18 protein-coding genes are annotated in these 23,641 nt (G+C 51.2%); 13 read left to right on the top strand and 5 right to left on the bottom strand.

The features are described 5' to 3' along the window. Positions 1-3: 3 nt before the first annotated feature. The 5 genes from ACFFJP_RS14245 to ACFFJP_RS14225 all read right to left on the bottom strand — a co-directional run bounded on the left by ACFFJP_RS14245 (position 4) and on the right by ACFFJP_RS14225 (position 6,273). A complete protein-coding gene (locus ACFFJP_RS14245) occupies positions 4-840 on the bottom strand; it encodes a citrate synthase family protein (protein WP_377245309.1) in 837 nt (278 codons plus the stop codon). Continuing rightward, complete coding sequence (locus tag ACFFJP_RS14240) at positions 818-1,576, bottom strand: citrate synthase family protein (RefSeq protein ID WP_377245306.1); 759 nt, start codon at positions 1,574-1,576, stop codon at positions 818-820. The genes ACFFJP_RS14245 and ACFFJP_RS14240 overlap by 23 nt, the downstream gene beginning before the upstream one ends. 1 nt (position 1,577) lies before the next feature. Further along, positions 1,578-3,716, bottom strand: a complete 2,139-nt coding sequence (locus ACFFJP_RS14235) for a TonB-dependent receptor plug domain-containing protein (RefSeq protein ID WP_377245303.1) — start codon at positions 3,714-3,716, stop codon at positions 1,578-1,580. A 77-nt stretch (positions 3,717-3,793) separates the two neighbouring features. Continuing rightward, positions 3,794-5,347, bottom strand: coding sequence for a sensor histidine kinase (locus tag ACFFJP_RS14230; protein ID WP_377245300.1), 1,554 nt, complete (start codon positions 5,345-5,347; stop codon positions 3,794-3,796). A gap of 14 nt (positions 5,348-5,361) precedes the next feature. Beyond that, entirely contained in the window at positions 5,362-6,273 is a 912-nt protein-coding gene (locus ACFFJP_RS14225) for an ABC transporter substrate binding protein (protein WP_377245297.1), read from the bottom strand. A 391-nt stretch (positions 6,274-6,664) separates the two neighbouring features. On the opposite strand from ACFFJP_RS14225, the gene ACFFJP_RS14220 reads away from it, so the two are divergent. The 13 genes from ACFFJP_RS14220 to glmS form a co-directional block, all read left to right on the top strand. Then, positions 6,665-7,894: an adenosine deaminase family protein gene (locus tag ACFFJP_RS14220; protein WP_377245294.1), complete on the top strand. Its 1,230-nt coding sequence runs from the start codon at positions 6,665-6,667 to the stop codon at positions 7,892-7,894. Positions 7,895-8,406: 512 nt separating this feature from the next. Then, positions 8,407-8,601, top strand: coding sequence for a hypothetical protein (locus tag ACFFJP_RS14215; RefSeq protein ID WP_377245291.1), 195 nt, complete (start codon positions 8,407-8,409; stop codon positions 8,599-8,601). A gap of 185 nt (positions 8,602-8,786) precedes the next feature. Next, positions 8,787-10,802 carry a M64 family metallopeptidase gene (locus ACFFJP_RS14210; RefSeq protein WP_377245288.1) on the top strand — a complete coding sequence of 672 codons (2,016 nt, stop codon included), beginning with the start codon at positions 8,787-8,789 and terminating at the stop codon, positions 10,800-10,802. Continuing rightward, entirely contained in the window at positions 10,786-11,253 is a 468-nt protein-coding gene (locus tag ACFFJP_RS14205; RefSeq protein WP_377245285.1) for a hypothetical protein, read from the top strand. Before ACFFJP_RS14210 ends, ACFFJP_RS14205 begins: the two co-directional genes overlap by 17 nt. Before the next feature lie 127 nt (positions 11,254-11,380). Beyond that, entirely contained in the window at positions 11,381-12,793 is a 1,413-nt protein-coding gene (locus ACFFJP_RS14200) for a sensor histidine kinase (RefSeq protein ID WP_377245282.1), read from the top strand. 2 nt (positions 12,794-12,795) lie between these two features. Continuing rightward, on the top strand, positions 12,796-13,374 hold the full coding sequence (locus tag ACFFJP_RS14195) for a hypothetical protein (protein WP_377245279.1): 579 nt from the start codon (positions 12,796-12,798) through the stop codon (positions 13,372-13,374). Position 13,375: 1 nt separating this feature from the next. Continuing rightward, positions 13,376-14,740 carry a sigma 54-interacting transcriptional regulator gene (locus tag ACFFJP_RS14190; protein ID WP_377245276.1) on the top strand — a complete coding sequence of 455 codons (1,365 nt, stop codon included), beginning with the start codon at positions 13,376-13,378 and terminating at the stop codon, positions 14,738-14,740. A 35-nt stretch (positions 14,741-14,775) separates the two neighbouring features. Then, positions 14,776-15,093, top strand: coding sequence for a DUF2288 domain-containing protein (locus tag ACFFJP_RS14185; RefSeq protein ID WP_377245273.1), 318 nt, complete (start codon positions 14,776-14,778; stop codon positions 15,091-15,093). Between the two features lie 100 nt (positions 15,094-15,193). Further along, positions 15,194-16,606, top strand: coding sequence for an HDOD domain-containing protein (locus ACFFJP_RS14180; RefSeq protein ID WP_377245270.1), 1,413 nt, complete (start codon positions 15,194-15,196; stop codon positions 16,604-16,606). Between the two features lie 220 nt (positions 16,607-16,826). Beyond that, complete coding sequence (locus tag ACFFJP_RS14175) at positions 16,827-16,979, top strand: hypothetical protein (protein WP_377245267.1); 153 nt, start codon at positions 16,827-16,829, stop codon at positions 16,977-16,979. Positions 16,980-17,101: 122 nt separating this feature from the next. Continuing rightward, positions 17,102-20,959: a two-component regulator propeller domain-containing protein gene (locus ACFFJP_RS14170; protein WP_377245264.1), complete on the top strand. Its 3,858-nt coding sequence runs from the start codon at positions 17,102-17,104 to the stop codon at positions 20,957-20,959. Positions 20,960-21,053: 94 nt separating this feature from the next. Continuing rightward, complete coding sequence (locus tag ACFFJP_RS14165; protein ID WP_377245261.1) at positions 21,054-21,845, top strand: DeoR/GlpR family DNA-binding transcription regulator; 792 nt, start codon at positions 21,054-21,056, stop codon at positions 21,843-21,845. 2 nt (positions 21,846-21,847) lie between these two features. Then, the coding region (gene glmS / locus ACFFJP_RS14160; RefSeq protein WP_377245258.1) for a glutamine--fructose-6-phosphate transaminase (isomerizing) at positions 21,848-23,641 on the top strand (1,794 nt) is incomplete at its 3' end.

The raw sequence follows: 23,641 nt of genomic DNA, 5'->3' as shown, positions 1-23,641 counted from the left end.
GGGTTAAGGTTCTACCTCAGGCACAGAGCGCGGTGCTATCCCGTCGTAACGGACGTCCTGACACTGCAGTGCCAGGAAACTATGCTGCGGCTGCTGCAATTGGTCGATATAACAGGCCGTGACGCCACTCGCCACGCAAAGATTTTTAATTCGATAAACATCGTCCGGGGTAAAACCCTGATCGGACATAAAGGCGGCAGTGTAACCGCCAATATTGATACCCATGCCATAGGTCGCCAGTAAATAGTCTGACAGCTGATTCGCCAGAGTCAGATGCGGGCCATCGGCAAATCTCAATGCGGCGGTCATGTTGCGGTGGGGCTCTATCCGCTCATCATGGCGGGATACAGGGCGGGCAAATCCAATGATGGCAGGTTTGCCGTGACGAAGTGGCACACTGGACACCAGCTCTTCTAAAGTCATGCCGGCTTGAATTTGTTGCACGGCACGCTGAATGAACTGCATGGCCAACCTGGAAGTCAGGCTGCCGCCATAAGCGCGAGAGTCGGCGGCCAGACAACCTGCCGCTGTTGCCGCACTTGGACTTGCCTGCATTTGACCGGCAAAAGCACCGACTTGATTACACCAAATCCGCGCATCAGGATAACTCATCACCATAAAGTTATTCTCTAGCCAGCAAGCGAGTTCTGCACTGATCAGGCGTCCGGTCGCGTTCAGCACCAAGACTTGCATGTAACTCTTTTGCATAAACAAATCATGCAATAACGAGTACTGCCGGATCTGTACATCTTCGCCGCCAACCCACTTCCCAATTTTGGTGACGATGCGGCCGCGGCGGGCGTCCCAAAAAGCGTATTTATTGGTCTTGCTGGAATTCATAGTCGTCATCCGACAATAAGGGCGAGTCTGTGATAGGTCTGTGGGTTTGTTCCATACCATGGGCTAATAAACCCGGAGCGCGCAAAAGTTGAAACAGCCCAATGCTTTCGCGTTTACCGATGCCCAAATCTAAACAACAGGCCGCACATAAACCAATGTCTAAGATGCCTTGCTGCTGCGACTGCCAATACGATTGCAGTTGATTGCATAGCCGCAGCGCCGGGCCTGCGGCTGGCAAACTGCTGAGCTGAGTCAGCAGGCGCGCCTGCAGTGGGTCAATACCGGCATACACCTGACCGAAACCGGCCGGTAATGGCTGTTGCGCCGGTTGGAAATCGTGCTGTGTTAGGCAGTCTTGCAGCGCTTGCCATGCTTCAGCAACGGCGGCTGCACCCTGACGTTCGCCCCCCAGTACCTGTAAACCAATAGGTAGCAAATGCTCTGGCCGCGCTTTGCTGATACCTGCAGTCATCACTGCGCGGGTTGCCGGATGGCGTGGGCCGGCATTACACAAGGCGATCTGTAACTCAGTCAGCAATTGGGCTTGCGCTCTAGTTGGCAGCTCACCGGTCAGCAATAGATACAACACGTCGGTAAAACTGCGTTTTTGCATCAGTTCGACGAGCTCATAGCCGAAAATGTGTTGCTGTACGGCTAAATAGGGATTCTCTGCCGAGGCAAATTCCGCCGTGATTTGTGTACTCGCTTGCTTGGCGTAAACAAAGTCTTTAGTCATCTCAGAGTTGCCAGTTATAGCTAACCTGAAGGTGCAGACTACGGCCTTCCATCAGGAAATCGTTGCTGATAGCGGTGCCGCTTGGCTCGTATATCATTTTATCGAACAGATTCCGCACTGTGGTTTTCACCCGCCATGGACTGTCACTCGGTTGGTAATTGAGGGACAAGTTCCACAGTTGATAGTCAGCCAGTGGCACCCGCGTGTCGGTTGTGGCTCTGCGCCGGTCAGCAATCCAGTGTGCCCAGCCTGACACTTGCCAGTCGCTGTTTACATCATAATAAAGGCGCAAAGATGCCGATTTGCCGGGGGCATTGGCGACTCTTTGATCTGTCGCTGCATTGACAGTGTTTTGAACGGCAAAGTTGAAGTCGACGCGCCACAGTGCCGCTGGTCGATAGGTCCATTCAAATTCTGCACCTTTGCCATCTAAATCAAACACGTTGGCGGTTTGCAAAAACGAAGTGCCCGGGACTGGCGCTTTATCAATTAAATCTTTGGCTTTGAAGCGATACATGTTGAGGACTAAGTGATTGTCAAAGTTCAGTTGATAATCAAACACCAGTTCCGTCGTATCAATGGTTTCCGGATCCAGCGCCGGATTGCCCAGCGCAGTTGGATTGTTTTGCAGGAACAATTCATTAAAAGAAGGCGCTCTGAACGCACTGCCATATAAAAGCTTGGTTGTTAAATTATGTGCTGTATTCCATACCACTGCGGCGCGTGGGTTTACCGTTGAGCCAAAGTCAGAGAAATGATCATAACGCACACCATAAGTGAGTTCCCAATCTGAGGCTACCTGCCAGATGTCCTGCACACTCAGGTGGCGGTTGGTGCGACTGACTGGCTTCACATAGATGTAATCGCTACCGGTCAAATCTGTTAAGGTCCCGCCGACAATTGGGGTTTTGCCATCAATGACACCAGGCCCAAAATTCTTATATTCACGTGGTGTCAGTTTTTGCTCAAACCAGCCAAGTTCAAAGCGTACTTCATGATCTTTCACCGCTTTGTAATTCAAGATGCTATTAAAGCGACTGTCTTTGTGATTGCCGTGCGGACTACCGATGTAACCATCGGTGAAAGTCACGAGGCCATTGGGTTTGGCGAAATTGATATTGCCATCAGCCCCAATAGGTAATTTGGCACCGGCAGGGAACAGGACAAAGTAGGTTTCGCTGCGGGCGTCCATATAGGACAGGTCATTGGTCCAGGTTAAATGACTGCTGAGATCCTGCGAATGCGTGAGTTTACTACGATAGTCGCGGAATTTTTGATAACCGGCGGAGTCTAGGGCTTGCGCGCCGCCGGGGCCTAAACCACCATCACGCTGCTGCCACCACCATTGTTCCCATTTCCAATTATGCAATTTGGCACTGGTATGGGCATCAATAATATCGTAGCGGGTCGCCAAAGTTCCGGGCGCTTTCGACACCGCGGTACGGAATATCCGGTCAAATACCGTTTGTTGATCCGACTTTGCCACGCGATCCGGATCGCCATCTGACTGCTGATGTTCGAGGGCAAAGCCTAATTCAATATCTTGCCATTCCCCACCTGTCTGCAGCCAGATATCACGGCTGTCAAAGCTGCCGACCCGCATCCCAGCATTGGTGGCAGTTTCAGCTAGGTTTTTGGTAACGATATTGATCACGCCAGAGAAGGCATCAGCACCATAAACAGCGGTGCCGGGGCCGCGGATCACTTCAACCCGTTCAATCACATTGGCAGGAAAGCGGAATGTATAAGGTAAACCACCAGAGAAACTGTTTTTAAACTCAGTGCCGTTCAGTAGCACTAAAACTTGCGGATTAAAACCAGTTTGAATGCCCCGAATCGAATAGACGGAATCTAACCGGCTGATGGTCGAAGGCGAAATATGCAGACCTGGTACCATTTCGAGCACTTCATCGAGATGGCTGGCGCCCATTCGGGCAATATCATCGGCGGTGATCAATGTCGTCACGGCAGGGGCTTTGTCGATACGCTTCTTCGTGCCCGTGGCAATGCTGACTACGTCGATCTCACCATAAAAATCATCCAGCTCGTTTTGTGCCATATCCTGGTTGACTGCCGTGGCCGCAAAAGCTGAACTACCCGCCATCCAAATCATTGCGCGAACGAACAAATTAAGCTTCATGAAATGCTTCCTTTAAGCCGAACCCACTTGCGCTGCAGAACTGAGTATCGACGTGAATCGATTTATTTGTCCAGAATCTATTGATTTATATAGAGTTCTGTTTTTGATATCGGAACTCGTACGATGAAAACGGAACCCTGCTGCAATTGACTCAATGCAGTGACTGAGCCGCCCATCAATTCAACAAATTGCCTGGTGATGGCTAATCCCAGACCTGTGCCACCGCTGCGCCGGCTCTGGCTGCCATCAACTTGATAAAAGGGCATAAAAATTTGTTCAAGCTGCTGCGGATCTATACCGCAGCCGGTGTCGGCAATACTGAACTCGCAGTGATTGCCCTCTTCGTGCACGCGTAAAGTAATAATCCCCGATTGGGTGTATTTGCAGGCGTTACTCATCAAGTTTACTAATACTTGCAGGAGTTTTTCCCCATCAGTCCACAATTCCAACTCTTTGTTGCTGATGTCCAGCTGCAACTGATTGCTCTGAAGCAAAGGTTTGATCAGATCGACGCACTGCTGGATCACTTGCGACACACGCACCCGCCTAAGGTGTAGTTCCATTTTACCTGCTTCAATTTTGGAAAAATCCAGCAAGCCATTGATCATCTTTAATAAGTTTTCTGCATTACGTTGCGCCCTATTCAGGTCGTCAGTCAGGTCTGCGTAGTCGGTGAATTCAAGCTGTTCGTTGACTAAATCAATATAGCCAATAACCGATTGCAGTGGCGTGCGCAGTTCATGGGTAATATTGGCCAGGAATTCAGATTTGTGCCGACTGGCGGTCAATGCAGCATCCCGCGCAGTGGTGAGCTCACGGGTCCGGATATCGACCAGCGTCTCAAGTTTTTGCTGATGTAGTCGTAGTGCATCATCACGTTCAATAATTGCTGCCGCCATCTGCTGATAGGCCTGGCTTATATGCTGGATCTCAGAGCTACCGCCGCTGACCGGAGAGCTGGCCTGGCGTAAAAAATCATCACTTTGCATCCGTTCTGATAACTGTATGAGTGGCAAAGTAGTTTTTTGCACCCAATTGCTGATAAACCATAAAATAATCATGGCAGCCAGAGCTACCGCTCCGAGGCTAATCAACAGGCTATTGCCGATTTGCTGTTGCAAGCGCGCCTTGCTGAATACCAGCAAGGCATAGCCCAATGGTAAACTCGAAGGGGCATCCAGTGATAGCTCAGCCTCTGCATGTTCGTCATTTGCTTGCACTTTAACAGCGGCGGCCAGGAATACGTGCTGATCAAGTTCCCAAATCCGTATCTCATCAGTGGCAGGCTCTGCCAGTAGACGCTTGAAAGTCTCAGCCGTCTGCGTGTCACCATGCCACACCAGCAATTGGTTTTCTTTGCTCCAAAGGCCCGCTCCAACAAAGTCAGGAAATGTTTTCATTTGTTGCAGTACTGGCTCGGCATTCACTGTACTGCCGGTTAACAATGCCAATACCGATTGCTCGGCAAAAGAACGCGCCAGTTGTTCAGTATTCGACAGCATCTGCTGATTGGAAAAGCGTGAAGTCAGCAACACAAATAACACACCAAGCGTGCCAACCAACACCAGCATGCTTGGCAGCAGCAGGCGCAGTAATTGACGCTTGAGGGTGGGTTTAACAGTTTGTGTCATGGTCTACTTAATGGTCATCTGAATGTAATCGGAATTTGTCGTAAAACTTCCTGTTTATACTCCATGCCAAGATGCGCTGCGGTGCGCAGATTTACCGCCAGCTGCACCTGTTGCAGCGGAACTACTGTTGCTGCAGCTGTTCCTTGCTGCAGTTGTTGCACCAAGATGACCAGTTCACGGCCTAACTCAAAATGATCGGGAAAAGTTGAGAAAAGAGCACCGCGCTTGGCGTGTTCTGGTTTACTAGAAAACAAGACGATGTTGCGTTCCCATGCTAATTCAAGCACTTGGGGCAAAATAACTTGCTCATTCGCGGTGATTGCATCGAATGGTAACCAAACTGCGTTGCTGGCCGGATCGATATTTTGTAATAGGTCCTGATAGGTTTTGACCGCATCTTTCAGGTCTTTCACTTCTTCTGCGATAACTTCAATGCCAAAAGCAGCGGCTTGTGCCACAGCGATTTGGATCAGCCAGCGACTGGAATCGGAGTACACCACATGGACTTTTTTAATGGCTGGAGCGAGCATTTTTAACGAGGTGAACAAAACTTTCGGATCGGTCAACAAGCTGATGCCAGCGATCCCGGCAGGTTGTAACGGCAGAGCACTGACGACAACACTATTCGTTTGTTGAATTTGTTGTGCGACTTGGTAGCCACTTTTACCCAAGGCAATGACCAGATTGGTCGGATCCCGCGACAATTCTTTTGCAGTGTTTGCTAAAGGTGATTTGCCATCAAGCGGATAGAGTTGCAGTCCATCTTGTTGTTGATGTTCAATACCGCGGATGATTTGCTCAAAAATTTCATTGTAGGGCGCTTTGACTTGCGGATAGACCACTGTCAAATCAGCAGCGAGCGGTTTGACCGTAGCCATTATCGCTGATATCAAAATGCTGATGGTATAGGCAGCCTTACGACGCATAAAATCCTTTTGACTCAGCAATTTTCACACGCCGCACAAGCATGCTCAAAGTGTCATTTTGAACTTAACAGTCAATATTGGGCTAGAAAGTCTGCATTTGTCAAAAAATCCTGCATGATCGCGACTAGTTCCAACTTTATCAGAAATATTAGTTACTTAGCTTCATATTAAACCTCAGTATTATTCTGGCCCGCGCTGAGCGCAAAAGCCTGGTGACTAAACAGACTCACGCAAAGCAGATCTAGTGCGGTCTTGTCGTAGGGCCAACGGAAAAGGTCGATGCATCAGCTGCGGCTATGCCGTGTTACTACTTTTTTCATTGTTTCTGCGAAGTCCTCAGTTCAAACTATTATAATGAGAACCAGTCGTATTTTTAGCTCCGGGAACAGTCATGCCTTTTTATTCCGCTGATTTTATTAAAGAAATGCCAAAGTCTGATTTACATCTGCATCTGGATGGCAGTTTACGTCTGGAGTCGCTGATTGATATGGCGCAGCGCAGCAAACTGATCCTGCCATCGAATACGGTAGAAGGGATGAAAGAGCTGGTGTTTAAAGATCGTTACAACAATCTGGGTGAATACCTGCATGGATTCCAATACACCTGCGGTGTGTTGCGGGATCTGGAAAATCTGGAGCAAGCGGCCTATGAACTGGCACTGGATAACCAGGCCGAAGGCGTTAATTACATCGAAGTCCGGTTTGCGCCGCAGTTATTGATGGATCCGGCCATCGGGATAGATTTCGACCGCATCATGCATACGGTCAATAATGGGCTGAAACGGGCTATGCATGAATACAACGCGCATGATCAAGTGCAACACGGCCACAGACCGCCTTTTGCTTACGGCATTATCAATTGCGCGATGCGGATGTTCAGCGGTAAAGGTTTCTCGCCTTATTACACCAACCTGTTTCAGCTGATGCGTGATTTTGAGCCGATGCAGGTAATCAAACTGGCGGCGATGGAACTGGTTCGTGCCAGTGTGCGTTTACGTGACGAAGCGGGTATTCCGATAGTTGCACTGGATTTGGCCGGACAGGAGTCTGGTTTTCCGGCGCACAATTTCAAAGAAGTGTATGAATATGCCCACCAGCATTTCTTGCTGAAAACTTTGCATGCCGGTGAAGCTTATGGCGCAGAATCGGTGTTTGAAGCTATTACTGAATGTTATGCCGATCGGATAGGTCACGGATATTCCATGTTTATTCCGGAAATGATCATAGATCCGGCGATCTTAGATAAACAAAAATATATCAAAGAGTTGGCGTCATATATTGCCGATAAACGCATTGCGATTGAAGTCTGCCTGACGTCAAACCTACAAACCAATCCAGCGATCACCGATATCAAACAACATAAGTTCAAAGATATGCTGGAAAACCGCATTGCCACAGTGATTTGCACCGACAACCGGCTGGTGTCGAATACCACGGTTAGCCGCGAGTATCAGTTGGCCGTCGATAATTTTGATATCCCGTTGAAACGCCTCAAAGACATGGTGGCATATGGCTTTAAAAAGAGCTTTTTCCCGGGCAGCTATGTGGAAAAACGCGAATATGCCAAGCAGTGTCTGAATTACTTTGATGTGGTGTCACGCAAATACGGTTTTATCAATTAAACCTGCTTTTTCACACAGCACAAAAGCGCCATCCGGCGCTTTTGTGCTTTCTCGCTAGCTGCACCACAGCAGTCGAGTTCAGTCGAAACCAGTAGTTCATGCCAGAATGTGTATTTTCCGAGCAATGTAGTGAAGTGTTAAGTTATTGAAGTAAAAGAAAATAACGATTAATTTGCTTGTATCGATAAAACTGTCGCAAAAAAGATACACTATAACTTATTGAATTATATAGTAAAAATATTTGGCTGCTTTTTGCTGTCGCTAATTAGCAACAGATCCTCAGATCCCCACTGAGCTACTATTGCGATCCTACGTGATTGATTTTAATAAAATCGTTTAAAAACAATTGGATGCATAATTAATTTTAAGTTGGCACGCCGTCTGCATATAGATTATCAAGCAGGTAAATAACGCAAGTGATACAGCGAGTTCCACTTCCGTTTTTTACCTGAAACCAACGGTAATCACAGTCTTAAAACCGGTCAGAATCCGGTGATGTAATGAGGTGTAAGATGGACACATTTTTAATCGCAGCAGCAGCTTTCTTCGTGGTTAATGCCTTTGTGTTTGTAACTTATCTGCGCAAAATCGACGTTAACGGTGAAGCCGTACGTAAACTGGAAAAGGCGCAATTCACAGACGCATACAACCGTCAGGCAGCGAAAGTGCGTAAAGCACGTACAGCTGGTGTGGCAGCAAACGCATAAGCGCCAACGCTTTTAGAAAAAACCGGTCAACTGACCGGTTTTTTTTCGTCCGCAGTTTGCTCCCGCCAGGTCTGACATAAACTTAGCAACACAGAGCACGAACTACTCAGACCTGTCTTCGGACGACAATAAACTGTGATAGGCTGTTCTGATAACAATTTGGAAACAGCCAAGGAGGGTTTTGCATGCAACGATCTTCGTTCCGTTCGTGCTGGCAATTTGGATTTTGCCTGTTAAGTCTGAACATTCTGGCAGCTTGTGGCGGTGGCGGAGCTGACAGCGCACCAACTCCACAACCCACACCACAAAACGTTGCGCCTGTACCGGGGACAAATACCTTCCAACTGAATGAAGACAGCAGTCTGCAGGCGCAGCTCAGTGCCAGCGATGCTGACAATGACGCGTTGAGCTATCAGCTCACCAGCCAGAGTCAGGCGCAAGGTCTGGTGACGCTGCAAACTGATGGCCGTTTCTCGTACCAGCCGACCGCTGATTTTGCCGGTGAAGCCAGTTTTTCATTCAGCGTCAGCGACGGTAAAAATACGCCGGTTGCCGCCACTGCCCGGCTTAGTATCCAAAACGTCAATGATCTGCCAGTGGCTCTGCTGCAGCAGTTTTCCGGCCAGGAAGATGTGGCTGCAAATTTTCAGCTCAAGGCGACTGATGCGGACCAAGATCCGCTGATATTCACTTTACAAACTGCAACGCCAGCCAATTCTGGTGTCACTGTCAGTCCCGCCGGTGCCATCAGTCTGAAACCGACAGCAAATTTCCACGGCAAAATCGCGCTACAAATACAGGTCTCTGATGCCAAAGGTGCTGCAGTGCCATTTCAGGCGGAGATCACGCTGGCGCCGGTCAATGATGCCCCAACATTAACGGTGACAGCACTTCCTACACCTTTGGATGCAGGACGTAGTTACCCACTGCAGTACAGCATCGAAGATGTCGATGGAGATGCTGTAGTACTGAGTAATACGCAACCAGAGTTATTCCGGCTGAATACTACTGCGACAGGCGCAGCATTACAGGTGCTTGCGCGCACCACGGCACTTGACACCGAGTTACTCCTGCAGGCAACGGACTCACAAGGTGCCACGACGCAATTCAAACAAAAGGTTCTGGTCGCGATCCCAAATGGCAATAACATGGGGCGTACCTTAGTCGGGCCGGTGCAAAGTAACAGGTTGAATCTGGTCATTGTTGGGGACGGGTTCACCGCCGCTGAGCAACAAAAACTGCGAGAAGCCGCCGTTAAATTCAGCCAGATTTTTTTCACCAGCAAAGAAATCGGCACGCATCGCGAAGGCTGGAGTCTGCATGTACTTGATGCGGTCTCTGTGCAAAGCGGTGCTGACGATCCGTCGACAAATACCAGTGTTGATACGCTATTTGACGGCAACTTTGGCTGTGCTGGTATAGACCGGCTGTATTGTGTCAATGACAGCAAAGTTTTCAGCTACGTTTTGCAGCACTATCCGCAGTTTGATTTTGTACTGGTGGTTGGCAACAGCACAAAATATGGTGGCGCTGGCGGCCGGCTTTCAACTTATACACTGCATGACAGCGCTGTGGACGTTGCTATCCATGAACTGGGGCATACCTTTGCCCGTCTCGCCGATGAGTACGTCGACGACGCCACTGCGCATTTGTATTTACCGGGCTATTGCGAAAACTGCTATGCCAATATCACGCAACTAACTGATTTAACTCAGGTGAAATGGCGTCACTGGTTCAGCGATCCGGCTAAAGTGCCAACCCAACCCGGCCAGACCGGTGTTGGTTTGTTTGAAGGCGGTTATTACAGCAGCAAAGGGTTTTACCGGCCCAAAGACAACAGTTTTATGTTGGCGCTGGGTCAGCCGATTGGCGAAGTGAACGGTGAAGCCTGGGTCAATCAGCTTTACCAGAACATCGGTATGTATCACAGCCGTCAACCGCAACAGCAACAAGTCGAGCAGGCGCGTGGGCAGAATCAGCAGTTTTCGTTTACGCTGTCGGTTGGCAGCGCGCAGCAAAAAGTGCAGTGGTATTTAAATGGTCAGGCCATGCCGCAGTTTGAGAACAAAACCGACATCAGCTGCTGTCAGGACCAACAACAGAACTATCAGATAACCGCCGTGATCACCGATATCAGCGGTTTAATCAAAGCGCCAGCGCTGGTCAGCAAAGAGGTTCAATGGAATGTTCAAATCCAATAAGTTCGTCAGTGTGCTGGGCCTCTGTCTCTGCGTTGCTGCACCTTTAAGCGCAGCCGAGTTCTGGGTCGTCAAAGTCGCTTTTGATGCCAATGGCAGCGAAATTCAGCAAATTCAGCGGGTGCAGATCCCAGATGGGCAGCGCCGGACCACACAACTCAGCCAAGCCGGCGCCGTGACCGTCAGCCTGAAAAATGCCGATGGCAAAGTGCTGCAGCAAGTGTCGATGGATGATCCACGCATCATTCGGGTGCCAATGCTGCCTGGTTCGGCACAAGGTCACCAGTTTGTCGTGCGGGACGAGGGTGATTTTATGCTGGTGCTGCCGGCCCAACCGGATGCCAGTTTGTTGCAGCTGCAATGGGCGGAAACTCCAGGCCAGCCAGTCAGGGCAAACAGCCCGCAACAACAGCTGTCATTACAGCAATTTGCCGCTGAACTGCAGTTAAAATAAGCCGTTGGCAGGTTGTACCGGCAAAACTACAGAATTGACCGTGAGTTGTCGTACACAAATCCGCTATGATAGGCGCCAGAGTCCCAAACCGGCGCCTGTTGCGCCTGATTGATGCGGAGCCTTCGGCATGCGAAGTCCTATCCAGCCGGCCTCATTGCGGCAATTTATTTTATTAAGCTTTTTCCTGGCGTTGATCCCGCTGGCCGTATTGCTATGGCAGAGTAACAGCGCTTTGTCGGATGTCAGTCGATTTGCTGTGGCAGAGGCGGAGTCTTCGGTCGACAGCGTGAAACGTGCCGAGAATATGCAGAACCTGGTGATTGATATCGAACGGGCGGTGCGCCAGTTCGGTATTTTACGCACCGATTCTTTAAGCCGGCTGGCAACCACACATTTAATGAATTATCAGCAAATGCTGCAGCAGGTTTGTCTGGATCTGGACGCGCCATTGCTGTGTCAGGCCCAGGCCGCGCAAGTCACTACGTTATTGCAGAATTTTCTGCATGCCAGTAATGAAGAATTATCACCGACCTTGCTGACGCTCAGGCAACAACAGCAGCAGCTGACAGAGCAGATCTGGCAGCGGCTGGAGCAACGGCTGCAAACGCAGCAAAACTTTGTCGTGGATGCGCAAAATCAGTTGGCCTGGCAGTCCGTTACGCTGGTGGTGCTGACCCTGTTGTTAGTGCTGTGGGCGCAAGCGCGGATCGCCTCACCAATCAAACAACTGGATACGATGATCCGCTCTATCGGTCAGGCCAGTCATCATTTTCCGCATGAACAAGTCGTCGGGCCACGCGAGCTGACCGAGCTTGGCGAGCAGCTGCGCTGGCTGGCTTCGCGGTTACAGCAGCTGGAAGCGTTGCGGCTTATTTTGCTGCGTCATGCCTCACATGAACTGAAAACACCGTTATCCAGTATCAGAGAAGGCTGTGCTTTACTGAGTGAACAGCTGGTTGGTCCGCTAAACGCACAGCAGATGGAAGTGGTGACACTGCTCAATGGCAGTGCGGACCGGTTGAGTCAGCTGACGGAACAATTGCTTGATTACAACCGTTTGTTACAGCAAGCAAAACCTGAATTTAGCTGGCATGACAGTACGCAATTATTAGACAGTTGTTTCGCCGATCATGCTCTGTCGCTGCAACAACGACAGCAGTTTATCCAGCTGGACTGTCAGCTGCCGCGGATTTATACCGACGCGATGTTATTTCGGCGTATTCTGGATAATCTGATTAATAACGCGCAGGCCTATGGTGGCGAGGGGAGCCCGGTGTGGGTGATCTTGCGGCCGCACGAAAAATTTATGTTATTGGATGTGGCGAATAACGGAACGCCAATCCCGGCAGAGCTCAGAGCCAAGCTATTTGAACCATTTCAGCGCGGTAAAGCACCACGTTTTGACGCGGTGCAGGGGTCTGGTTTGGGGTTGTCGATTGTGTCCGATTGCGCGCGATTATTGGGGGGCATGGCTGAGATTGTCGATGTGAATTATGCCGACGTCTGTATTCGTGTCCGCCTGCCTATGGTTGAGGAATAAGTATGAAGAAGTGGACCCTGTTTGGGGTGAGTCTGCTACTGGCTGGTTGTCAGGGTGTGCCGGCGCCATTGCCGGTGATCTTAAAACCAAAACCGGCGCCGGAAAAAGTAGTGGAACTGCCAAAAGAACAACCAGCACCGGTAAAGCCGCAGCTGGCGTTGTTAGATGACTCAGCGACACTGAGTGCCTGGCAAAGTTATCGCGGCGATGTGTTGCAAATGAACAGTGCGCAGCGCGACGCGGTAGCGAAAACCCTGGAAAAAACGCCGGTAGGCGAGTTACAGAGCCTGCTGTTACGCATTCATCCCGACACCCCTTATGCAGTGCGGTTTCGGGCGCAAACTCAGCTCAGTGAACAGCTGAGCCGGTTGCCGGCTGGACTCGCAGCATTACTGCGCTGGGATTATGTTTTTAACCAGAAACTGCTGGAGTCAGAATCTGCGGTCAAGGCACTCGGCCGGTTGAATGGTCAACAGCAAGACAATCTGGATAAGCTGCAAAAACAAAACGCGGATTTACTGAAGAAAATTGAGGCCTTGACCCAAATCGAAGCCAAGCTGAACCAGTCAGGCGGAGGTTAACGTGACAGGCACCAACACAGGAAACAATGCCCGTTTATTACTGGTCGATGATGACCCGAGTCTATTGCGATTGATGACCTTGCGCCTTGAAGGTGAAGGTTATCAGGTCACTTCCGCCGACTGCGCCGAAACCGCACTGACGTTACTGGCAAAACATCCGGTTGATGTGGTGCTCAGCGATCTGCGCATGCCGGGCCTCGACGGCATGGCTCTGTTTGATGAAATTGCCAAACGCAGTCCGGGTTTACCTGTGGTGTTGATGACGGCGCACGGTTCCATTCCGGAAGCGGTCGCCGCAACACAGCGTGGTGTGTTTGGTTTTCTGACCAAGCCACTGAATAACGTCGAGCTGCGCGATATTCTGCAAAAAGCGGTGAATCAATCTCATGTGCCAAGCAAAGACAGTTGGCGCCAGGCCATTGTCACACGCAGCAAAACGATGGAACAGGTGCTGGATCAGGCCTATCGGGTAGCGCAACGGGATGTCAGCGTACTGATCACCGGCGCTAGCGGTACTGGTAAAGAGTTGCTGGCGAACGCGATCCATCAGGCTAGTCCACGGGCGCGGCGCAATTTTGTTGCGATTAACTGCGGCGCATTGCCAGAACATTTGTTGGAATCTGAATTATTTGGTCACGCCAAAGGCGCCTTTACCGGTGCCGTGACCGAACATGCCGGCTTATTTCGTGAAGCCGACGGCGGCACACTGTTCCTTGACGAAATTGGCGATATGCCATTGCCGCTGCAGGTGAAATTACTGCGAGCTTTGCAAGAGCGCCAGATCCGGCCGGTCGGCAGTGCCAAGTCTATTCCGATTGATGTGCGGGTGATTTCTGCCACGCACCGCGATTTAAAGCAGGCGATGCAGGAGCAAAGCTTCCGCGAAGATTTGTATTACCGGCTCAATGTGGTGAATCTGCAATTGCCGACTTTGCGTGAGCGGGCCGAAGATATTCCTTTGCTGGCACGCCACGTATTACAGCAAAGCGCAGAGCGTCATGGCGTGCAGGTCAACCGTTTTTCCGAAGATGCGATGCAGGCGCTGGTCACTGCACAGTGGCCGGGCAACGTGCGTCAGCTGGTGAACGTGGTGGAACAATGCGTAGCGCTAACCAGCAATCCGGTGGTCAGTCTGGCGCTGGTCAGCCAGGCGCTGGAACAAAACCGCAGTTTCTGGCCAACGCTGAGCGAAGCGCGGGATCAGTTTGAACGGCAATATCTGGTGCGGGTGTTAAAGATGGCTGAAGGCAATGTCACCCGTGCGGCAGAATTGGCCGGCCGCAACCGGACTGATTTCCACAAGTTACTGAAAAAACATGAGTTAAGTGCTGCGCAGGTCTCTGAGCAAGGCGACGATCCTGAATAACGCAGCGATAACTAATCACATGGTGAGACAGAAAGATGCACGACAATTTTGAAACTGAACCCGCCGTCCTCAAGGCCAAAATTACCGGCGAAACGGCACGGATCCATTGGCATGAATTGCAGAAGTTTTATGCTGCGGGCGCGGTGATTGAAGTGGTCGCCGGCCTTGATTTAGTCGAAGTCGCGTATGCTTTTGCCATTGATGACAAAGCGCTGGTGGGGGGCTGGTTACAAGCAGGTCAGGTCCAGCGCGTCGAAGATGCCCGTGCCAGTCACTGGCATCAGCATAGCGCCGAATTATGGGCCGTGGTGGTATCGCCCTGGGTGCTGGTGCAAGACAAACATATTCACTAACTGCTGTCTTCGTTGTATCCGTCTGGTGCGATACCTAGTGGACGCTATGACCAACTACACTGAAATATTTGCAGTATCGGCGTAAGAAGAGGCGTTCGCGATGAGTGAAACCAGAGGGCTGCAAGCCTGGCTGAAATTGATCCTGAACCAGCAAATGCCGGCATTGGATTTGGTGGTGCAGCAAATTTGTCAGCTGGACGAACGCAACGAAGGCAATGCCGACGACCTGGCGAAGATTGTGCTGCGTGATGCCGGCCTGACTACCAAAGTGTTACGGGTCGCCAATGCCGTGCATTACAACAGATCGGGCAAGCCGATCCAGACCGTATCCCGCGCCATTATCCAGGTCGGTTTTCTCGAAATCAAAAACATCACTTTGGCCAGCAGCCTGATCGACAGCTTTTTACAAGGCAAGCCGCGCCAATTGTTACTGCAACAACTCAGTCAGTCATTTCATGCCGCTGTGCAGGCTCGTGCGCTGGTACCGCGGGCCGATGCGTCGAAGCGTGAATTAGTCTTTATTGCCGCATTGCTGCGGCATATCGGTAAATTGGCCTTGCTGGCCACACGCGAACCGGTGGCAGAGAATTTTGTTCGCGAATGCCGGGAATATCCTGACGATGAACATGCCATTGCAATGAAGTTTTTGGGAGTTGGTATCGACCATCTGAGCCGGGAACTGGTGAAAGAATGGAAACTCGGTGACTTCATCCTCGAGGCAGTGCAACAAAGTGTGCCTACCGGTTCTGTGGGGGCATTGGTTAATCTGGCCGACAGTATCAGCGTACATCTCAGTGCTGGCCTGCAAAGTGCCAAAATGCTGGAAAATTGCGCGCAGGTGGCGCAGATCTGCCAGCTGACGCTGGAAGAAAGTCAGCAGCAAGTGTTGCTGATGGCCGAAGAAGCTGCGCTGACAGCTAATCAATACAACGCCGAAAGCCTGGTACCTTTATTACCAAACCGGGCGCAAATTCTGGCGCAAAGTGAAGAGCCGGCACGTACCGGTTATGAATTCAGTACCCAGCTAAATACTCTACTGAAATTACAAAGGGTCAACGACAGCTTGTCGCGGCTGCTGCATGCCACCGTGATTTGTCTGCAGGAAGGCGTCGGCTTGCCGCGTGTAGCGCTGCTACTGATGGATTATCAGAGTAAAAGTTTTGCGCCTAGTTATGTTGCCGGCCGGGACACTCAGCTATGGCGCAATCAGGCCGCTATTTCGCTGGAACAATTGCACAAAGGCGAAGTGTTGTACGACTTGCTGCGGCAAGACCAGATGTGTTGGCATAAAAAGCAACAATGCGCGCCGGCGCTGGGAGCCTTGCAACAGTTTCTGCCTTATGACGGCGATTGTTTTGTCGCGTCTGTGCGCGTGGATAAACGCTTATTTGGCTTGTTATATGCCGACGCCGCCGGCAAAAGTCTGGATGAGCGTCAGCAAACAGAATTTGAACTGACAGCGCAATTGTTGACGTTGTTATTGCAGCAAAGTGAAACCAAAACCAGCGAATAAAAAAACGGGGGACGGCGCAAACGTCCCCCGCAAAGTCACTGCAGAACAGCAAACACCCAATCAGAGACTGGGACTACCGTGGAGTGGATCCCTCCATGCACCGGGCAAGAATCGGTGTGTCATCCTGACGTTGCATACCTTAACTGGTCTTTTTTCTAATTGCAAATAATTCTCATTTAAATTATTTTGATCGCAGGATTTAGCCACAGGAGCGGGCAAAATGCTGGGATTAAGTTTATGGGTGATTTGGCCTGCGTTGTTACTGGGCGGGCTAGACTGGTGGTTGTTTCGCCGGTTGGATCTGCGCAGTCTGGTGTTGGTAACAGGTTGGATCCTGTTGATGCTGCTGTTTGTAGCGACGATCCGAATGTGACTGCGCGCTAGCTCAACACGTGAGGATGGGGCGCGCAGGCATCGTCAGGTGCATCTTTGATTGCACACGCAGGAAAAAGCAACAATACTGGTCAAAGTTGCTTTTAATCCGGATAGATACTGATGCTGAACTGGCGGATTTACTGCCTGATCATATTGTTATGCAGCGTTTCACTGCGATTGGCCGCGGCACCGACCACTGGCAGTATCAGCATTGAGCATTCAGAGGTGTATAGCCGTTTTCTGAATCTAACCCGGGTTTCACCAAAACTTGCCCAAGCGACAGCGCTGGCGCAGGACCAACAAGGCTTTTTGTGGGTCGGTACACAACATGGGTTGTATCGGTTTGACGGCCAGCAAATCAAAGCTTATCAGGCCGATCCGGCCAAAACCAACACGATGTCAGCAGATTGGGTATCCAGTCTATTGGTCGACCGGCAGGGGATCCTGTGGATTGGCACTCGTTATGGCGGGCTGAATCGTTTTAATCCGGCGACGGAACAATTCAACCGGGTGCCGTTACCGACATTACCCGGCGAGCAACAACAAGTTGAAACTTCAGTGGTGTATCAGGACCCTACCGGCGAGTTATGGGTCGGTACCTATGGCGGTGGTTTATTACGCTGGGATCCAGACAATGCCCGTTTGGAAACTGTGGCGCTGCCGTTGCCGTTAAATGAACTGGATAGCTTGTATATCAATGCGTTGTTTCGCGACAGCAGCGGCTATTTATGGATTGGCACCGGCAATGCGCCACTGCGTAACCGCAGTGTGTTGCAAGGCGGTGCGATCCGCTGGCATCCGCAGCAAGGCCACAAACAACTGCTGAGTGTGCATAGTTCCGCATTAACTACAGCCGCAGTGACAGCAATTGCCGCCGATGCACAAGGCCAGATCTGGCTGACCAGCTACGGCGGCGGTTTGTATCAGTTCGATAGCGCCAGCGGCATTTTACGACCCGAGCGCAATCAGCCAGCTTTGCTGCAACATGGCTTATTGACCGATATCGGTTTTGACCGGACCGGCGGGCGCTGGGTCAGTAGTTATGACAAAGGGCTGTGGTACGCACCTGCCGGCAGTGACCGCTGGCAGTTGTTTAAAGCCAATCCGCTGGTGAGTTATCAGTTACCGAGTAACAACCTGACCGGTATGTTGTTTGATCAACAACACACACTGTGGCTGAAAACCCCGGTGGGTGTGTTTGGTTTGTCGGCGCAGGCGCAGCAGGTGCGCAACATTCCGCTTGGCCCGGGTGACAACAAGTTGCTGGCACATGGCGATGTCTTTGGCATCTGGTATTTCTCTGATCAGCAAATCTGGCTGGCCAATCGTGATGCCGGTTTGGCTGAACTTGATCTGCAACGTTATGTGGTGCAACGCTGGCCACTGCCGGTGTTGCCGGGACTGAGTAAACAACCGACATTGGCGCGGCAAGTGGTGCAGGCTAAGAACGGTCTGGTCTATATCGGTACCGATGCCGGTTTGTTCAGCTTTCAGCCAGCGACCCGGCAGTGGCAGTTGCAGTCGTTACGCGACGGGCCGCAGCCGCATATCGGTAACCTGCATCTGGACAGCGCTGATCGGTTGTGGATTGGCAGCCGGGGTGAAGGCTTGTTTTTGCTGGAGCAGGGGCAGGTCCGGCATTTTCAGCAGACAGTCAGACCCGGCGTTGCGCTCAATAATGCCGTGGTTTCTATTCTGGCCAGCGATGCACAGGATTTCCTCTGGATTGGCCTGGCGGATCAAGGGCTGGTCCGGCTGCACAAAAATACCGGCCAGCTGCAGAGCTGGCAGGCTTCTGACGGTTCTGGTCTGAGGTTTGATGGCATTCAGCTGATTTATCCGGAAGGTGGCCACCTGTGGATCCGCGCCGGCAATATTAACCACCGCGTGTTATATCAGTCGCAGCAGGCCGACCGCGTTGAAGGTTTTAAGGCGTATCTGAGTCCGGCCGACCATGACAAATACCTGGAAGCAGCGCCGCAGTTTTTAATGTTGTATCGCAATAAACTGCTACCGGGTGGTCTGGTGCAATTCGGCGAGATGCATGGCTTTCAAAGTACAACCTGGATTGGGTCCTGGTTTATTGACCCGCAGCAGCGGCAATATCGCGGTGGTAGTCAGGGACTGGATATTTACCCAACCAAAAAACTGCTGGAGCCAGATACTGCTTTGCCGGTACGGTTAACCGGATTTAGCCTGTTTAACCGTAAGGTGCAGGTTGGGAGTCCTGATACGATGCTACAAAGGGCGCCGGGATTTGCCGAGCAAATTCAGCTACGTTACGAGCAGGACATGTTCAGTCTGCATTTTTCGGCACTGAATTTTGTCGATCCGTTGTCGATGCAATACCGCTACCGGTTGCTTGGTTTTGATCGGGACTGGATCGAAACCGATGCGGTTAATCCGGTGGCCACCTATACACGGCTGGCGCCGGGTCGTTACCAATTTGAAGTGATGGCGCGTTCGCCGGGCCAGAGCTGGGCCGACCAATCTGCCAATCAGATCAACATCGACATTCTGCCGCCCTGGTGGCTGACCTGGTGGTTTAAAGGTCTGATGGTACTACTGACATTGAGTCTGATCTGGTTTGTGATGCAATACCGGCTGCGGCACGAGCGCAAAACGCGGATGTGGCTGGAGAAAGTCGTAGACCAGCGCACCAGCGAACTGAAAAGTCAGCATCAGGCGCTCAGTAACTCATATCGCGATTTATCATTACTGCAAACGGTGGCGCGGCAAATTACCGCGTCTTTGGATTTGCAGGAAATATTGTTGCTGGTGCACCGAAGTCTGAATGACCTGATGGATGTGCATGTGCTGGCGATCGGCGTGTACAAAGATGAGCAACAGGTGCTGGAATTCGGCCATTGGGTGGAGAATGGTCAGTTGATGCCGCCGTTTGAGCTGATGTTGCAGGGGCAGTCCAACCTGGCAGCCGTCTGTTTTGCCCAGCAACGCGAGGTCCAGACGCGTACGCGGCAAGATTTTTTATTGTATCTGCCTGAGCTGCCGACGCCGCTGGTCGGGGCAGCGATGCAGTCGGTGTTGTATTTCCCACTCAGTGTCAAAGGCGAACAAATAGGCTGTCTGACCGTACAAAGCCCGCAACAATATGCGTTTTTAAATGAGCAAACCGATTTGCTGCGCACCTTATGCAGCACCATTGCCATTGCGGTCGCCAATGCCAATGTCGTGCACCGGCTGCAACAAACCCGCGAACAACTGGTGATGCAGGAAAAAATGGCGTCGTTGGGCGGTCTGGTGGCTGGTGTGGCACATGAAATCAACACACCGCTTGGCATCTGCGTCACCGCAGCCAGCCATTTGCAACATGAATTGACGCAGATTAACCAGCTGCAGCAGGACAAGCGACTGACAGTACAGGCGTTTAACGACTATCTGGAAGGGGCCACCGCTACCTGCCAGATGCTGGTGAATAATACGCAACGCGTTGCAGCACTAGTGCAGAGTTTTAAACAGGTTGCGGTCGACCGTGCGGCGATCAGTGTGCGTGAGCTGGAACTCAGCAGCTATTTTGCTGAAGTGCTGATGGCGCTGGAACCAGAGTTGAAAAAAGCCTTATGTACCGTCGATTACCAGCCACAACCGGGACTGGTGTTGGTGGCAGACGCCGGCATCCTGGCGCGGTTACTGGAACATCTGCTGATGAATTCACTGCAGCATGCGTTTTTACCACAGCAGTCTGACCGGCAAGTGCGGTTACAGCTCAGCCAGCAGGGATCCCAGATTTTGATTCAATACCAGGACAACGGTCAGGGCATGCCTGCAGAGCTGTTACCAAGATTGTTTGAACCCTTCTTTACGACCAAGCGTCATCAGGGCTACAGTGGGCTGGGTAGCCACATTATTTACAATCTGGTGACGGTCGAACTGCACGGCAGTATTCAGGCGCGCAGTGAAGCCGGTCAGGGTCTGAGCTACCGCATCTTGCTGCCAATGCTGCGCCGGCCAGATTAGCGCCTGCAAGGCGAAAAGCTTGCAATAATATTTCGAATGGATAGAATATCTTTCGAATCGAAACTTAAAACGAAATTTAAGCGCACTCACACTGATGAATAAACGCAATACCCAACAAAGACGCCGCAGTATCCTCGATTTGCTGGCCGAACAGGGCGAAGTCAGTGTCGATGATTTGGCACTGCGGTTTGAAACATCAGAAGTGACTATCCGCAAAGATTTAACTGCGCTCGAAGACAATGGCTTGTTGTTACGCCGCTACGGCGGTGCCGTGCAGTTGCCGCATGAGCTGATCAGTGAAGCGGGCCCTTCAACCATTTCTGCCCGCAAACAGGCGCTGGCAAAAGCAGCAGCTGCGCTGATTAAAGACCATTACCGGATTATTCTCGACAGTGGCAGCACCACCGCCGCCTTGCTACCGGAGCTGTCGGCCAAACAAGGCCTGGTGGTGATGACTAATTCGCTGTACATCGCCAATAGCCTGCGTGAACTCGAACACGAACCCAAGTTATTAATGACCGGCGGCAGCTGGGACGCACAGTCTGAGTCTTTTCAGGGCCAGCTGGCGGAACAGGTGCTGAGGGCCTACGATTTTGACCAGCTGTTTATTGGTGCCGATGGCATCGATTTACAACGCGGCACCACGACCTTTAATGAACTGACCAGCTTAAGCCGGGTGATGGCGGAAGTGGCGCGTGAAGTGGTCGTGATGGTGGAATCGGATAAGATCGGCCGCAAAATTCATAATCTCGAACTACCGTGGACGTCGATAAAAATCCTGGTAACAGACGACAAGTTACCCGACACGGCAAAAAGGCAAATAGAACAGCAGGGCGTCCGGGTGATCTGTGCCCCTGTTTCAACTGAACAAACGACATCGGAGTAAATATGTGTGGAATAGTAGGCGCAGTAGCGCAACGTGACGTCGTCGACATTCTGGTCGAAGGTTTACGTCGTCTGGAATACCGGGGTTATGACTCAGCCGGCGTTGCCGTCGTGAGCCCAACCGGTGAGCTGCAGCGCATCCGCCGTTTAGGCAAAGTGAAAGAGCTGTCCGACGCAGTGAAGTTAAACCCGACGGTTGGCGGCACCGGTATCGCGCATACGCGCTGGGCCACCCACGGTGAACCTTCTGAGCGTAACGCGCACCCACACGTTTCCGACAAAATCTCTGTGGTGCACAACGGCATCATCGAAAACCATGGCCCGCTGCGCGAAATGCTGAAAAGCAAAGGCTATGTGTTTAATTCTGACACTGACACTGAAGTCATTGCGCACTTAGTGGAAGAAGAATTCAAAACCGCTGGTTCGTTATTGGCGGCGGTACAAAAATCGGTAAAACAATTTAACGGTGCTTATGGCACTGTGTTAATGGATAAAACCGACCCATCGCATTTAGTGGTCGCGCGCTCAGGCAGCCCGCTGGTGATTGGTTTAGGGATCGGTGAGAACTTTATCGCTTCTGACCAGCTGGCTTTATTGCCTGTTACTCGTCGGTTTATGTTTTTAGAAGAAGGCGACGTGGCGGAAATTACCCGTTTCAGCGTCGCGGTCTATGACAAAAATGGTGAAAAAGTAGAACGCGCTGTCACTGAATCGAGCGCAACATATGACGCCGGTGACAAAGGCCAATACCGCCATTTTATGCTAAAAGAAATCTACGAGCAGCCGCATGCCATCAACAACACGCTGGAAGGCCGCTTAAGCAATGAATCGGTGCTGGATGAAACCTTTGGTAACGGCGCGGCTGAGTTGTTTAAGAAAGTAAAACACGTGCAAATCGTTGCCTGTGGTACTTCTTACCACTCTGGCATGGTGGCGCGTTATTGGCTGGAATCGTTAGGTGGCATTTCCTGTAACGTCGAAATCGCTTCTGAATTCCGTTACCGCAAATCTTTTGTGCAGCCAAACAGCTTGTTAGTCAGTATTTCTCAATCTGGCGAAACAGCCGACACCTTAGCGGCGCTGCGTCTGGCCAAAGAAGCAGGTTATGTTGGCAGTTTAACTATCTGTAACGTGGCCGGTTCTTCGTTGGTGCGCGAATCTGATTTAGCCTTTATGACCCGTGCCGGTGCAGAAATTGGCGTGGCGTCTACAAAAGCCTTTACGACTCAGTTAGTTGGCCTGGCGATGCTGACGCTGGCGATTGGTAAATACAATGGTTTAACCGCTGCACAGCAACAAGAAATGGTTGCAGCGCTGCGCTCATTACCAGTCAAGTTAGAACAAACGCTGGAACTGGCTGGCAGCATTGAAAAGCTGGCAGAAGAGTTTGCTGACAAGCACAATTCGTTGTTCTTAGGCCGCGGCGACCAATATCCAATCGCGATGGAAGGTGCACTGAAACTCAAAGAGATTTCATACATCCACGCTGAAGCTTATGCTGCCGGTGAACTGAAGCACGGCCCACTGGCACTGATTGACGCACAAATGCCAATCATCGTGGTCGCACCGAACAACGAACTGTTGGAAAAACTGCAGTCCAACGTTGAAGAAGTGCGTGCCCGTGGCGGTATTTTGTATGTGTTCGCCGATGCTGACGCACACTTTAAGTCAGACGCCACGCAGCGTGTCGTCAACGTGCCACACGTGCACCCACTGATCGCACCAATCATCTACACCATCCCGCTGCAGCTGCTGAGCTACTACGTCGCCATCATCAAAGGCACAGACGTCGACCAG

The sequence above is a fragment of the Rheinheimera tilapiae genome, from assembly GCF_042432165.1.
GTDB lineage: Bacteria > Pseudomonadota > Gammaproteobacteria > Enterobacterales > Alteromonadaceae > Pararheinheimera > Pararheinheimera tilapiae.
This window is presented reverse-complemented; position numbering and strand designations above follow the sequence as displayed.

What these genes read in the sequence shown, in the direction of transcription:
- ACFFJP_RS14245 (WP_377245309.1), bottom strand. Translation starts at nt 840, where the DNA reads ATGAATTCCAGCAAGACCAATAAATACGCTTTTTGGGACGCCCGCCGC.
- ACFFJP_RS14240 (WP_377245306.1), bottom strand. Translation starts at nt 1,576, where the DNA reads ATGACTAAAGACTTTGTTTACGCCAAGCAAGCGAGTACACAAATCACG.
- ACFFJP_RS14235 (WP_377245303.1), bottom strand. Translation starts at nt 3,716, where the DNA reads ATGAAGCTTAATTTGTTCGTTCGCGCAATGATTTGGATGGCGGGTAGT.
- ACFFJP_RS14230 (WP_377245300.1), bottom strand. Translation starts at nt 5,347, where the DNA reads ATGACACAAACTGTTAAACCCACCCTCAAGCGTCAATTACTGCGCCTG.
- ACFFJP_RS14225 (WP_377245297.1), bottom strand. Translation starts at nt 6,273, where the DNA reads ATGCGTCGTAAGGCTGCCTATACCATCAGCATTTTGATATCAGCGATA.
- ACFFJP_RS14220 (WP_377245294.1), top strand. Translation starts at nt 6,665, where the DNA reads ATGCCTTTTTATTCCGCTGATTTTATTAAAGAAATGCCAAAGTCTGAT.
- ACFFJP_RS14215 (WP_377245291.1), top strand. Translation starts at nt 8,407, where the DNA reads ATGGACACATTTTTAATCGCAGCAGCAGCTTTCTTCGTGGTTAATGCC.
- ACFFJP_RS14210 (WP_377245288.1), top strand. Translation starts at nt 8,787, where the DNA reads ATGCAACGATCTTCGTTCCGTTCGTGCTGGCAATTTGGATTTTGCCTG.
- ACFFJP_RS14205 (WP_377245285.1), top strand. Translation starts at nt 10,786, where the DNA reads ATGTTCAAATCCAATAAGTTCGTCAGTGTGCTGGGCCTCTGTCTCTGC.
- ACFFJP_RS14200 (WP_377245282.1), top strand. Translation starts at nt 11,381, where the DNA reads ATGCGAAGTCCTATCCAGCCGGCCTCATTGCGGCAATTTATTTTATTA.
- ACFFJP_RS14195 (WP_377245279.1), top strand. Translation starts at nt 12,796, where the DNA reads ATGAAGAAGTGGACCCTGTTTGGGGTGAGTCTGCTACTGGCTGGTTGT.
- ACFFJP_RS14185 (WP_377245273.1), top strand. Translation starts at nt 14,776, where the DNA reads ATGCACGACAATTTTGAAACTGAACCCGCCGTCCTCAAGGCCAAAATT.
- ACFFJP_RS14180 (WP_377245270.1), top strand. Translation starts at nt 15,194, where the DNA reads ATGAGTGAAACCAGAGGGCTGCAAGCCTGGCTGAAATTGATCCTGAAC.
- ACFFJP_RS14175 (WP_377245267.1), top strand. Translation starts at nt 16,827, where the DNA reads ATGCTGGGATTAAGTTTATGGGTGATTTGGCCTGCGTTGTTACTGGGC.
- ACFFJP_RS14170 (WP_377245264.1), top strand. Translation starts at nt 17,102, where the DNA reads ATGCTGAACTGGCGGATTTACTGCCTGATCATATTGTTATGCAGCGTT.
- ACFFJP_RS14165 (WP_377245261.1), top strand. Translation starts at nt 21,054, where the DNA reads ATGAATAAACGCAATACCCAACAAAGACGCCGCAGTATCCTCGATTTG.